This window comes from Kitasatospora sp. NPDC056181, from assembly GCF_042266225.1.
Taxonomy (GTDB): Bacteria; Actinomycetota; Actinomycetes; order Streptomycetales; family Streptomycetaceae; genus Kitasatospora.
Window position 1 is genome coordinate 1 of the sequence record NZ_JBHJUK010000097.1, and the last position, 13579, is coordinate 13579.

6 protein-coding genes and 3 tRNA genes are annotated in these 13579 nt (G+C 75.3%); 2 read left to right on the forward strand and 7 right to left on the reverse strand.

The features are described 5' to 3' along the window. Window positions 1-172: 172 nt before the first annotated feature. The 3 genes from ACFC1F_RS29540 to ACFC1F_RS29550 form a co-directional block, all read right to left on the reverse strand. Window positions 173-1306: a C40 family peptidase gene (locus ACFC1F_RS29540; protein ID WP_376162827.1), complete on the reverse strand. Its 1134-nt coding sequence runs from the start codon at window positions 1304-1306 to the stop codon at window positions 173-175. Beyond that, on the reverse strand, window positions 1303-2598 hold the full coding sequence (locus ACFC1F_RS29545) for an SPFH domain-containing protein (protein ID WP_376162829.1): 1296 nt from the start codon (window positions 2596-2598) through the stop codon (window positions 1303-1305). Before ACFC1F_RS29545 ends, ACFC1F_RS29540 begins: the two co-directional genes overlap by 4 nt. Before the next feature lie 184 nt (window positions 2599-2782). Further along, complete coding sequence (locus ACFC1F_RS29550) at window positions 2783-5959, reverse strand: Ig-like domain-containing protein (protein ID WP_376162831.1); 3177 nt, start codon at window positions 5957-5959, stop codon at window positions 2783-2785. 373 nt (window positions 5960-6332) lie between these two features. Here ACFC1F_RS29550 and ACFC1F_RS29555 point away from each other — a divergent pair, with 373 nt between their 5' ends. Continuing rightward, window positions 6333-7079, forward strand: a complete 747-nt coding sequence (locus ACFC1F_RS29555) for a hypothetical protein (RefSeq protein WP_376162833.1) — start codon at window positions 6333-6335, stop codon at window positions 7077-7079. A 60-nt stretch (window positions 7080-7139) separates the two neighbouring features. Here ACFC1F_RS29555 and ACFC1F_RS29560 read toward each other — a convergent pair. The 3 genes from ACFC1F_RS29560 to ACFC1F_RS29570 all read right to left on the reverse strand — a co-directional run bounded on the left by ACFC1F_RS29560 (window position 7140) and on the right by ACFC1F_RS29570 (window position 7670). Then, window positions 7140-7215, reverse strand: a tRNA-Arg gene (locus ACFC1F_RS29560). A gap of 31 nt (window positions 7216-7246) precedes the next feature. Continuing rightward, window positions 7247-7322, reverse strand: a tRNA-Arg gene (locus tag ACFC1F_RS29565). Between the two features lie 254 nt (window positions 7323-7576). Continuing rightward, window positions 7577-7670: transfer RNA gene (locus tag ACFC1F_RS29570), tRNA-Ser, on the reverse strand. 176 nt (window positions 7671-7846) lie between these two features. On the opposite strand from ACFC1F_RS29570, the gene ACFC1F_RS29575 reads away from it, so the two are divergent. Next, the gene (locus ACFC1F_RS29575) at window positions 7847-11677 is read left to right on the forward strand and encodes a PAS domain-containing protein (RefSeq protein WP_376162835.1); all 3831 of its coding nucleotides are present in this window, start codon (window positions 7847-7849) and stop codon (window positions 11675-11677) included. 176 nt (window positions 11678-11853) lie between these two features. On the opposite strand, the gene ACFC1F_RS29580 is transcribed toward ACFC1F_RS29575, so the two are convergent. Beyond that, complete coding sequence (locus ACFC1F_RS29580; protein WP_209416441.1) at window positions 11854-13515, reverse strand: long-chain fatty acid--CoA ligase; 1662 nt, start codon at window positions 13513-13515, stop codon at window positions 11854-11856. Between the last annotated feature and the right edge of the window lie 64 nt (window positions 13516-13579).

The window sequence follows — 13579 nt, forward strand, 5'->3', positions numbered from 1 at the left end:
TACTATCTGTGTCGGTGTTCCTTTTTTTTGTAACCACCCCCGGCGCGGCGCCGGGCGCCGCCGCCCCCGCCCCCCCCCCGCGGCCGCGGCGGGGCCCCCCGCCGCCGTGCCGCTGCCGTGCCGGCGCCGTGCCGGCGCCCGGTACTGGACGCCCGGTGCTGGGCGCCCGGCGCTAGGGCCGGCCGAAGTGGGTCGGGTAGAAGCCGCTGCTGATGGTGGAGACCCGTACCGCCTTGCCCGGCCGGGGCGCCTCGACGAACTTGCCGCCCCCCAGGTAGATCCCCACGTGGTGGATGCCGGAGGCACGGCCGGAGTCCGACCAGAACAGCAGGTCACCGCGGCGCAGCTGCCCCGCGCCGATCGGGGTGGTGGCCGCGTACTGGTCGTCGGCCACGCGCGGCAGGCTGATCCCGCTGCGCCGGTACGCCTGCTGGACCAGCCCCGAGCAGTCGAAGCCGGACGGGCCGTTGCCGCCCCAGACGTACGGCTTGCCGAGCTGGGCGAGTGCGTAGTCGATCGCCGCCTCGACGCTGCCGGAGTCCGGCGCGTCGTCCGGGTCCGGCCGGCTCGCGGGCCGGTCGGGCGCGGGGGCCGAACCGCCGCCGGACTGGCCGGTGCGGTTCAGGTACACGTCGTAGTGGCTGGTGTACCGCCACTCGCCGCTGCTGTTCTTGAACCAGTACTTCGAACCGTCCCACCCCTGCCGCATCCCCGCGGACGCGGCCGAACCGTTGGAGGCAGGGGCTTTGGAAGCGGAGGCCTTGGAACCCGAGGAACCCGAGGAGGCGGCGCCGGAGGCGGCCGTCTTGCCGCCGGACTGGCCGGTGCGGTTCAGGTACACGTCGTAGTGGCTGGTATACCGCCACTCACCGGCGCTGTTCTTGAACCAGTACTTCGAACCGTCCCAGCCCTGCTTCCCGGCCGCGGCGTGCGCGGACCCGGCCCCGGCCGTCAGACCGACCACGCCGGCACCGGCCAGCACGGTGGTCGCCAGGCAGGTGTTCCGAACGGCGCGGTGTATTCGTCCGCCGCCGGACGCCCCGGACGACCCGGCCCCCGCCGGGCGGGCGTACCGCGGCCGGAGCACACAGTTCGGGCAGGCGCAGCCCGCCATCGCGGGAACGCTGCCGAGGCTCTCCTCGAAGCCGATCAGCGCGGCGTCGGCGTCGAAGCCGGCGAACTCCGCACCGAAGTCCGCGTCGAGCTCGGGATCGAGCCGGGCTTCGCGCCCGGCGTCGGGCTTCGCACCGGACACCGGGACGAAGTCCGTCCCGAAGTCGGCTTCCGTGCCGGTGGCTATCCTCATGCCGGTCGTCCTTCCTTCCGCCCGGCCCGGGCGGCCGGGGACGGTACCGAGGCGGCCACTCCGGCCGGGGCGACGAAGGCGACCAGCAACTGCTCCATCAGCGCACTGCGGGCGGCCTCGTCCAGTTCCTGCGCGGTGGCGCGCTCCAGCCGGCGGACGGCGAGCGCCGCCGCCTCCACCGCGTCGTCCACCAGCACCGTGCGCAGGCCGGCGTCCAGATCGGCCAGCCGGCGGCGGCGCATCGACTCGGCCACCTCGGGCGCGTAGTCCAGCGCCAGTGGCTGCACCGAGTACACCTCCAGGCCGGCCGGGGCGACCTCGGCGGCCAACGCCCGGGTCATCTCGTCGGCGAACCACTGGCCGTCCCGCAGGGCCGGACCGGGCGCCGCGTTGCTGTCGCACGGCAGCGTGGACGCCGTCCGGGTCAGCACCGCCTGCACCTGCGCGCGCAGGTAGCCCTCGTGGTCGTCGATCGCCAGCAGCGCCCGGGCGCTGTCCTTGACCCGCCACACGATCAGCAGCCGGACGACGATCGGCGTGCCCGTCCGGTCCACCACCTTGACCGGCTCGCTGCGCCAGTGCCGCAGCCGGACGTCGACCCGGCGACGGCGGAGCAGCGGGTTGACCCAGACCAGTCCGGTCCGCCGGACGGTGCCGCGGTAGCGGCCCCAGCGGCTGAGCACCCGGGTCTCACCACCCGCGTTGGCCAGCAGCCCGGCCAGCGAGAAGACGACCAGCAGGCCCGCCGCGGTGACGGCGGCGATCGACCTGGCGTCCACCTCGGCCCGGCCGCCGTCCAGGGCAGCGGTGCCGCGCAGATCGGGCAGCGCGTCCCAGTGCGGGATGACGCCCGCGTGCAACAGCACCAGTACGACGGCCGCCAGGCCGACCAGCACCGCCAGCAGGGCGATCCAGCCGGGCAGCGCGGTGGCACCGTACTCGCGCAGCGCCTGGTCGGCGCGCGGGGGGCGGCGGGAGGTGGCGGCGGCGACCGCGCCGGCCGGGGTGGCCTCCGGGAGCTCCACGGTCTCCGGCCCCGTCTCCAGCGGGTCCCGCAGGTCGGCGGGCGTGACCACCGGACCGGGGACCACCGCCAACGGGGTGGTGGCCGGACCGTCGTCCGCCGGCTTGGCGGGCTTGGGTGCCGGCGTGGCCGCCGTTCGGGTGGCCGACGCCCTGGCCACCGTCCTCACCAGCGGGCTGGAGCCGGAGGCGGAACGTTCCGGCAGGGCCGGCGGTGGTGCCTTGGGCAGGTTGTCGGGTCGCTGCGAAGAATCGCGGGTGACGTCCATGCACGGATCCTCGGGTTCGGTGTGTCGCGCAACGGGCGGCCCGGATCTGACGGGCAGTGCCAGAGTCAGGCTAAGTTCATACGTCATCAAATGCGACATTTGAGATAGAGCGTGTCGACATTTACTGACGAATCATCCGAAGCCGACCTGACGCGCAGGCACATGAGCGAATGGTCTGAATGGTTCAGCGCCGCGGCGCGCCGGGGCCACGGGAGAAGACCCGGCGGGTGATCAGCCCGACACCGGTGAGCAGCAGCAGGACACCGGCGAGGCCGCCGCGCCAGCCGTCCGACCGCGACCGGTCGGACGCCACCTGCGACGCCGCGGCCCCGGCCTCGACGGACTGCCCGGCCGGCGGCGCGACGGTCCCGGTCTCGACGGACTGCCCGGCCGGCGGCGCGGCCAGCGCCCGGGAGGGCTCGGCGGACACCTGTCCGGCAGACACCGGCTGCGCCGCACCGGGGGCTGCCGCCGGGGCGGCGGCCGCCCCGGTGGACGGGGAGGACGAGGGTGCGGACGGGAATCCCGGAGAGCCCGGGGACACCGGAGACGCCAGGGAAGCGGACGGGGACGGGGACGGCGCGGCGGACGAGCCGGCGGTCGGGCTCGGGCTCGGGCTCACGCCGGAGATCGGGCTCGGGCTCGGAATCTGGCCCGGCTTTACGCCGACCGAGGTGGTGGCCGTGGCCACGGGCATCGCCGGACGGCCGACCGGGTCGACGACCGCCGGGACGACGATCGGCAGCAGGCCGGGCAGGACGGGTTCCAGCGCGGCTTCGGGGCCGGGAACCGACGGGACAGGCGGAGTCGGCGGCACCGACGTCGTGGGCAACACCGTCGGCACGGGCACCGGGGACCCCGTCGGCGCGGCCGCCGGGGTCGGGGACGCGGAGGGCGAGGGAACGGGCGACGCGGGAGCGGTCGGCGCAGGCGTCCCCGGCGCAGGCGTCCCCGGCGACGGCACCGGAGAGCCCGGCCCCACCGGTGACGGTGCGGCAGGTGACGGAACACCAGGCGCCGCCGGAGCGCCGGTCACCACAGGCACCGCCGCCGAAGCCTCCGCGGTCGGGACCACCGGGCTCGGGGTCACCGGGCTCGGCACCACCGAAGTGGGGGCCGTCGTGGCCGCCGGCGCCCCGGCCGCCACGACCCTGACGGTGACCGCGTCGGCCGCCGTCCCGTTGCCCGCCAGGTCGGTCGCCGTGACGACCAACCACTGATCGCCGTCCGCCAGGTCCCGGCCGGCCGTGCAGCTCCAGCCGCCGTCCGCGGCGGCGGTGACCCCGCAGGCGACGATCCGCTCGGCCGAGGCCGCGCCGACCGACCGGGCGGTGACGGTCACCTTGGCCCCCGGCTCCGCCCGCCCGGCGAACTTCGGCCTGGCGGCCCGGACGGTCTCGCCCGCGACCGGCGCGGTCAGCACCGGACGGTCCGGCGGGACGGTGTCGACGACCAGGGCGGCGGACCGGCCCGGACTCCGGTTCCCGGCGGCGTCGACGGCGGTCGGGGTGAGCTGGTGCCGCCCGTCCGCCAGGTTCTCGACCGGCAGGCAGGCCCAGCCGCCGTCCGACCGGACCGCCGTGCTGCACAGCTCGGCGGCGGCGCCGTCACGGCCCCCGGCCGGCTGGTCGGCCACCGAGACGGTGCTGCCCGGCTCCCCCGTGCCGGTCAGCTGGAGACCCGGGTCGTTGGTGTACTCGGGGAGGCTGAGCACGGGGGCGGCGGGCGGCGCGGTCTTCACGGTGATCCGGACCGGCTCGCCGCGCAGCACCACGCCGCCGGTGGTCGTCTCAACCGGGGTCAGGCTGTGCGCCCCCGCACCGAGCGGGCTGCCCGGTCGGCAGGACCAGTCGCCGCCCCGTTCGACCCGGGCCTTGCAGAGCACCGCGTCACCGTCCCGGACCTCCACCGTCGCACCGGCCACGGCGCCCTCGCCGCGCACCTGCGGACGGGCGTCGGAGACCACGCTGCCGTCGACCGGGATCGCGATCTCAGGCCGGGCGGCGCCCACGTTCAGCCGGATCCGCTGGTCGGAGACCTCCCCGGAATCGGCGAAGCCGCCGGGCGGCACCAGCTGGGTCGCATCCCGGCCGATCCGCAGCCGGGCCCAGGTCTCCCCGGACGCGGCGCCGGCGGGGACGGTCCACTCCAGGGCGGCGGTGTCGGCGCCCGCCGGGATCTCGGCCTGCACCCGCTCGGCGGGGTCGAAGCGCCCGCTGTGGTCGAAGTCGACCCAGCCGGCCAGGGTGGCGGACGCGCCGCTCACCGCGACCGGTACGACGAGCCGGTAGTAGTGGCCGATCGCCGCCTCCGTCGGGTAGCTGACGGCCGGGTCGGCGCCCTGGTACTCGCCGCGCCCGGGCTGGAGCTGCGGTGGGGCCGGGTTCGCCCAGACGCTGCGCCGCGCGGCTCCGTGGTCGAGTTGGACGAGCGGCTCGTCCGCCTGCCCCCGCGCGGTGGTGGCGGGCCGACGGGCGAACCGGGCCGGGGTCGTGGCGTCCGCGCCGAGGAAGAGGTCGGAGAGCAGGTGGGAGGCGTTCCCGTAGCCCTGGGGGGCGGTGCCGACGCCCTCGTCCAGGGTGACGGTGGCCGCCAGGACGAGCGGCTGCGGCGCGGCGGTGGAGCCGTCCCGGGCGGTGGAGCGCTGCTCGACGCGGAAGACGGCGGTGCGGAAGGTGCCAGCCAGCTCCAGGCTGCCTTCGGCGGCGGAACCGTTCGAGGGGTCGGCGCCGCCGTCCGCCCCGGCGGGGGCGAGGGTGTTCCCGTCGACCGTCCAGCCGGGGAAGTCGGTCCGGTTGACCAGGGTGGGGGCGGCCGGCGAGCCGCCGGTGAGGGTCAGCCGGGTCGCGGTGCCGATGGCGCCGCCTTTCCCGGCGACGATTCCGGCGAGTCCGCTGAGATGCAGGCGGGGATTCCGGACCGCCCGGGAAAAGCCGATCTGAAGCGTTCCGACGGTTCGCCAGGAACCGTCCGTCTGCGGACGGTCCTCCGCGATCCGGAAGGCCTGCGCGGGATCTCCGGGCCGGACTCCGTCGGTGTAGAGGGCGGCCGCCCGGCCGCCCCCGGCGCGGTCGGCCAATTCACCGGGTTCGGCGGTGACGGCCACTCCGGGAGCGGCGGAGAAATCGAGCTGGACGGCGAGACCTGAGGGCAGGACCGCCCGGCGGTCGCCCGACCAGGCGTCAGGCGACTGCTGGGCCGCGGAGTGCGGCGGGTTCCAGCCGATCAGCAGGCCGGCCGCCAGTGCCGCCGACGCTCCGGCCGCCGCCAACCGGAGCCGCCGCACCCCTCCCGCCCGGGCGCCGCACCGGTGCGGGGCCGGTGCGGACAGGGCGGCGTCGCGGGGAATCCGTCGGCTCATCCGGCTCTCCTTCGGTGTCGGCTGCCAGGGCCGGTGGCCAGTCACCAGGGGCTCCGCAGTCTGGGCACAAGATGCGACAAAACGGAATCACGATCCTGGGCCGGTCATACTGCGACACCTGCACTCATGGCCGCATCCCACCCGATCGGCGGTTATCCGACCGGCAGGACAGGATGTAACTGAAGGGGACGCATTTCATCCATTGGGCGGCATGTCGAGGGGAATACCGATGAATCCCGGCGAGCCCCGGTGCCCCCGGTGACCCGGTGACCCGGTGCCCCGGTGATTCCAACCGGACGCCAGTGTGCGGCGCCTGACCATTCATCCGGCGGATCTGTTCAACTCGGTCGACCACTCACCAGCGTCGGGCCCCGTGGCAGTTGCCCCCGTCCTGACCAGGAACAGTCTCGCGGTCGTCGAACCCCACGATCCCGCCGTCGCCGGGTACTCCCACCAGCACCTGTTCGAGCACAGTCCCGGGATGCGGGCGTTCTTCCCCGCCGAGACGGCCGAGCAGCGGGAGCGGCTCCTCGTCGCTCTCACCCAGGTCGCGCTGCGGCTGGAGAGCGTCGAACAGCTCGCCGGGCACCTCCGGGCTCCCGGACACGACCACCGCAGGTTCCCGGCCGCGCCCGAGCACTACCCCGGCGATCGGAGCCAGTCCGATCGCCGCCGTGCGGCACCTCTCCGGCCACCACTGAACGCCCGAGACCGAGAAGGCGTGGACCGAGGCCTTCACCGGCTGGGGCAGACCCCGGCACTGCTGGAGCAGCTCACCGCCGAACGCCCCCTCCACGACGTCACCGGGGTGCTCGCCGCCGGCTCGGACGGCGAGCCAGTACGACCCGGGCGTCGTCGAGCGGCTGCTCGCCCGGAACGACCGGCTCCGGGTGCTGCCGGCGGCCCCAGCCCGGGGAGCGGACGGAACGGCGCGACCGGGCTGGTCCACGACACGCTTCTGCGGCACGGGAACCGGTCCGGCCGGGACGTCCACCTCGGCGGGCAGCCGGACCGGGCCCCGGCGTCGGCGGCCTTCAACCGGGCCGGGCCCCTGACCTCCTCCGACCGGCTTCCCGACCAACGCGACGTGCCCCGGATCAACCACGCCGAGCTGGGGTGAGCGGCCCGGAAGGCCCGGGAAACGGGAGAAGCCCCCGGCCGGTGGCCGGGGGCTTCTCGCTGGTGCGCTCAGCAGGATTCGAACCTGCAACCTCTTGATCCGTAGTCAAGTGCTCTATCCGTTGAGCTATGAGCGCAAGTACCGGGCGGACCCGGTCTTGCGGGGTTTGGTGCGCTCAGCAGGATTCGAACCTGCAACCTCTTGATCCGTAGTCAAGTGCTCTATCCGTTGAGCTATGAGCGCTCGCCCTGGTGAATGTGCCACCGGGGCGGTGCGGGGACAACATTACATGACCTGCGACGTGGGGCGAAATCGATTGATCCGGGCACCCCGGACACCTGCTCCCGCCCGCACGCCCGGAGCGCCGACCGGACCGGTCGGACCTGCCTGAGGTGCCGAAGGCGTCGAAGGTGCCGGACCTGTCGGACCCACCGGCCGGATCCCGACCCGGAAATGCGGAAAGCCCCGCCGACGTGATCGTCGGCGGGGCTCCCGGCTGGCGGAGGCTGAGGGATTTGAACCCTCGATGGGCTTTAAGACCCAAACCGCATTAGCAGTGCGGCGCCATAGACCGGACTAGGCGAAGCCTCCCCACATGAACCGTGCCCGCGTGGCGGACCCGCTCCGTGTGCCTGAGATGATGCCACAACCCAAGGGCTCGGCACCAACCACCGCCAACGTTACTAGGCGGGTCGTCCCCACCGCAAAGAAGAATGAGATACTGCCGTCTCCGGAGGAGCTGCCCTGAGCCGAGGAGACCTGTCGACGTGAGCAGCAGGCCGATCCGAGGCGCTGCTCGCCTCGCCGCCATACTCGACGCCCTGCCCGACGCGTTGCTGCTGGTGAACAGCAACGGCACCGTCGTCGATGCCAACAACGCAGCCGTCCAGGCGCTCCAGGCGCCCGGCACCTCGCTGGTCGGCATGGGCGTGCTCGACCTCTTGCCGGAGTTCGACCCGAGCCGGATCCCCGGCTCGATGCGGCCGACCCCGCGCGAGGACGACGCCCTCGACCGCCCGGTGCGGATGACCGCCCGCCGCACCGACGGCACGACCTTCCCGGTCGAGGTCTCCGGCAACGACTTCGCCGACGACGGGTCGGGTGCCCGCTCCGGCGACGGCCGCGGCTACGCGCTCTCGCCGCTCGTCCCCTACGACCCGTACCGCGACGGCTCCCGGCCCTCCGCCAGCGACCTGCTCCTGCTGCTGGTCCGTGACCTCTCCAGCCGGCTCGGCGTCGAGGCCGAGCTGCGGCGCCAGCACAAGCAGACCGAGATGATCCTGCGCGCCGCCGCCGAGGGCGTGCTCGGCGTGGACCTCGAAGGCCGCTGCGTGCTGGTCAACCCGGCCGCCGCGCACATCCTCGAGTACCGGGCGAGCGAGCTGGGCGGGCGCGAGCTGCACCCGCTGATCCAGCACTCCCGGGCCGACGGCACCCCGCTGGCGCTGGAGGAGTCCGCGCTGCTGGACACCCTCACCTCCGGACGCAAGCACCGGGTGCGCGGCACCGTGCTCTGGCGCAAGGACGGCCGACCGGTCACCGTCGACCTCACCACCGCCCCCGTCCGGGACGGCGACCAGCTGGTCGGCGCGGTGATGACCTTCACCGACCGCAGCCGCGAGCTGGCGCTCGTCGCCCGCAACGAGCACCTCACCGCCGTCCTGGAGAGCGAGCTGGGCGGCGCGCTGACCGCGCTGCACCGGCGGATCGACGCGCTCGCCGCCGACCCGGCCGGCCAGCTCTGGCCGGAGGCCAACTGGACGCTGCGCCGGCTGGCCGACGAGTGCCGACGGTTCGGCAAGCTGATCGACGGCGTGCTCGCCCACCAGCGCTCCGAGGCCGGCGAGTCGGGGTCAGGGTCCGGTTCCGCGTCCGGCGGCCCCGGCGACGGCAGAGACGGCGGCAAGGGCGACGGCACCGGTGACGGCAAGGGCGGGAAGAAGGCCCCCGAGCGCGTCCCGGTCGCCCTGGACAAGGTGGTCCGGCAGGCCGTCGAGCACGCGGGCGAGCTGGTCGGCGCCGGCCGGGTGCGGTTCTCCGTGCACGCCGCCGCCGTCGAGGTGATCGCCGACGAACAGCGGCTCGCCCAGGCGCTCGCCCACCTGGTCGCCGACGTCAGCGGGGTCGCACTCTCGCTGGACGCCCCGCCCACCGTCACCTCCCCCGGCCTGGCCGCCCCCGGTACCGCGGCGCTGCCGCCCGGCGGCGACGACGCGCCGATGGTGGTGCTCGCCGCCGCCCAGCGCGGCGACGTCGCCCGGGTGGAGATCCGCGGCCCCGGCCGCGGCGGCAGCCCCGTCCACCTGCCGATCGCCCGCGCGGTGGTCGAGCGGCACGGCGGCGTGCTCCAGCCGCACGAACTGCCCGGCAAGGCCGGCACCACCTACGTCGTCGAGCTGCCGCTGGATCCGGCCGCCGCGAAGGCCGCCGCCGAGCGCGCGTCGGCCGAGGGGCGCTCGGACCGGCCCAAGGAGAGCGACTCCGCCGTCCTGCCGGACCTGCCGGGCATCCCGCAGCTGCCCAGTGCGCGGCACCCCGAGGACGACGCCGAGGCGGCGCCGGGCGGCGGCAAGGACCCCGAGCCCGCAGCGGAGCGGCGGGCGGGCGACCAGCCCGCCGAGGAACCCGTGGCCGAGCGGCGCGGGCGCCGGGGCCGACCCGCCGTCGAGCAGCCGCCCGTTCCCGCCGCCGCGCCTTCGTCCGTGCCCGCCGGCACGCCGTCCGGGGCGTCCTCCGACCCGTCCGGCGCTCCGTCCGCGACTCCGTCCTCCGCTCCGACGGGTGACGCTCCCACCCCCGAGCAGTGGCCGCACGCCCCGGCGCGGGTCGAGCGGGCCGTCCCGGAGCAGTGGCACGGAACCGGCAACGACCCCGTGTACGGGCGGCCGGGCCTCGGCGGTCCGACCGCCCAGCCGACCGACCCGTGGGGCAAGGACGACGGCCGCTCCGGTACCGCGTACGCCGTGCCCGTCGACGGCGTCGACGGCCTGGGCCGCCCGGACGGCCAGGGCGGCCAGGGCGGCCAGGGCGGCCGGCCGGATGGCCACCGCGCCGCCGAGGCGGGTGCGGCCGGTCCGCGTGGACCGCTCGCGCTCGGCCCGGCGCCCACGCCCGTATCCGCGCCCGCGCCCGCCGGAGAGGCCCACGGCACGCCGGCGGTCGGGACTCCCGTGGAAGGCACCCCGGCAGGGGGCACCCAGGTCCACGGGACTCCGGCCGGCGGCACCCCCGTCGACGGGACTCCGGCGGGCGGCACCGCGGTCGGCGCCGAGACCGGACGGGCGGACGGCGGGCAGGAGCCGAAGCCGTCCCGGCGGCGCCGCGCACTGCCGGCCAACGAGGACTCCTCCGGCGGGTTCGCCCTGCCCGGCGTCCCCGACCCCTCCACCGTCTACCCCGGTCTGGAGCACGCGCTGCCCGCCGGGCCGGCACCCGCGCTGCCCGAACCGGCCGCCGCCCCGACCGGACGCCGCCGCAGGCTGGCCGTCCCGCCCGGCCCCGGCGCCGAGGCCCAGGGACCGGCCGCCCCCGACGCCGCCTCCACCGCACTCGCCCCCGCCCGCCCCGCCCTGCCCGCCCCGGCGGCGGACGGTCCGGCCGCGGCCGGGCAGGGCAACGGTCCGCGGCCCGTCGGCACCGGCCTCGCCGAACTGGCGCCGCCGCGCCCGCTCCAGTCCCCGGGTGTGCCCGGCATCCCGTCCGGACCTGCCCCGGAGACCGGTGCCCCGGCCCTCCCGGCCGGTGCGCCGCAGCTGCCCGCCGTACCGGAGGCCCGTCCGGCGCCCCGGCCGATGGCCGAGCTGCCCGCAGCCGGCCACGACGACCCCGCCGAGCACCCCGCGCAGGCCGCCCCCGGCGGGGACGGCGGCCCGCGCCGCCTGCTGGTCTGGCCCGAGCCCGACCCGGCCACCAAGCTGGCCCTCCAGGAACGCGGCTACCGCCCGGTGATCGTCCGCTCCCGCGAGGAGGTGGACGCCCAGGTGGCGGGCTTCCCCGCCGCGCTCTTCGTCGACCCGCTGACCGGCCCGATCACCCGGACGGCGCTCCAGTCGCTGCGCACCGCCGCGCTCAACAGCCGGGTCCCGGTGCTGGTCACCGCCGGCCTCGGCCAGTCGAACCGGGACGCCGCGTACGGCGCCGACCCGGCCGTCCTGCTGCGGGCGCTCGCCCCGCGCGACGGCGAGCACCACGCCCCGCGCGTCCTGCTGGTCGAGGGCGACCCGGACATCGCCGCCGCCATGATCAGCAGCCTGGAGCGGCGCGGCATGCACGTCGAGCACGCGGTGGACGAGAACGACGCCGTCTCGCGGGCCAGCAGCGTGCAGCCGAACCTGGTGGTGATGGACCTCTTCCAGATCCGCCGCCGCCGGGTCGGCCTGCTCGACTGGCTGCGCACCAACGACCGGCTGCACCGCACTCCGCTGGTCGTCTACACCTCGGTGGACCTCGACCCGCGCGAACTGCCCCGGCTGCGCACCGGCGAGACGGTGCTCTTCCTCGCCGAGCGTTCGACCAGCGCGGACGTGCAGTCGCGGATCGTCGACCTCCTCGGGCGGATCGGCACCATGGGCGAGGCGGGCGTCGCGGCCGCCGGCTGACGGCGGCGGCCGGCGGCTGGCGGCGGGGGCGGCTGGCGGCTCGGGGCCAAGGGCTCGCGACTCGCGACTCGCGGCTCGGGGCTGATCGTTTGCCGACACGGCTGAGGGCCGGTCACCCCGTGTGGGGGGACCGGCCCTCAGCCGTGTCCGGCCTGCCCGTTGCGTCGGGTGTCCGGCTACTCCTTGCCGAGCACCGTGACGTCCAGCTCCTCGGCGGCGTAGCTGGCGCGGATCACCTTCTTGTCGAACTTGCCGACCGAGGTCTTCGGCACCGACTCGACGATCGCCCAGCGCTCCGGCAGCTGCCAGGAGGCGATCCGCTCGGCGAGGAAGGCCCGCAGCTCCTTCAGCCCGGCCGTGGCACCGGGCCGCAGCACGACGGTGGCCAGCGGCCGCTCGCCCCACTTCTCGTCCGGCACCGCCACCACGGCCGCCTCGGCGACCTCCGGGTGGGCCATCAGCTGGTTCTCCAGGTCCACCGAGGAGATCCACTCGCCGCCGGACTTGATCACGTCCTTGGCCCGGTCGGTCAGGGTCAGGTAGCCGTCCGCGGTGATGGTGCCGACGTCACCCGTCCGCAGCCAGCCGTCCTCGGAGAACTTGTCCTCCGGGCGCTGCGGGTCCTGGTCGGCGCCGCCGTAGTACGCCCCGGCGATCCACGGGCCGCGCACCTCCAGCTCACCCGCCGAGACGCCGTCGTGCGGCATCCGCTCGCCGCCCGGGCCGATCAGCCGGGCCTCGACCGAGGCGGGGAAGATGCCCTGGGTCACCCGGTACGGCCACTCCTCCTCCGGGGTGAGGCCGCCCGGCGCCTGGGCGAAGGAGCCGAGCGGCGAGGTCTCGGTCATCCCCCACGCGTGCACGACCCGGATGCCGTGGCGCTCCTCGAAGCCCTTCATCAGCGAGGGCGGGCAGGCCGAACCGCCGATGACGACCATCCGCAGGCTGGAGGTGTCGTAGTCGCCCGCGTCCAGCTCGTCGAGCAGGCCGCTCCAGATGGTCGGCACGGCGGCGCTGACGGTCGGCCGGACGGCGGCGATCATCTCGGCCATCGGCTTCGGCTGGAGGAAGCGGTCCGGCATGAGCAGGTCGGCGCCGGACATGAAGGCGGCGTGCGGGATGCCCCAGGCGTTCACGTGGAACATCGGGACGACCGGCAGCGCGGTGTCACGCGGCGTGAAGGCGAAGTTGTCGCCGGAGTTGACCTGGAGGCAGTGCAGGTAGACCGAGCGGTGGCTGTAGAGCACGCCCTTCGGGTCGCCCGTGGTGCCGGAGGTGTAGCAGAGCACGGCGGCCTGGCGCTCGTCGATGTCGGTCAGCCAGGGGTACTCGGCCGGCCGGCCGGCGATCAGGTCCTCGTACTCGTGCACGGCGCCGGCGAAGCCGGCCAGCACCGACCGGTCACCCGGGCCGCTGACCACGATGTGCTTGAGCGTCGGGCCGAGCTCCGGCAGAACGGCGGCCAGCAGCGGGAGCACCGTGCCGTTCACGATGATGACGCGGTCGGCGGCGTGGTTGATGATGAACGACAGCTGCTGCGCCGGGAGCCGCAGGTTGAGCGTGTGCAGCACCGCGCCCATCGACGGCACCGCGAGGTACGCCTCCAGGTGTTCGGCGTTGTTCCACATCAAGGTCGCGACCCGGTCGTCGCCCGTCACTCCGAGCTCGTCCCGCAACGCGCACGCCAGCTGCGCGGCCCGTGCCCCGACCTCGGCGTACGTCCGGACCACCGGACCGGTGCCGTCCCAGGTGGTGACCGTCGACCGCCCGTGGATGGTCGCCCCGTGGTTCAGGATCCGGGCGACGGTGAGCGGTACGTCCTGCATCGTGCTGAACACGGGTCCTCCTTGACCGGGCGGCACTGCGGCTGCGACTGCACCACCATTCGTCTACTCACCGGTA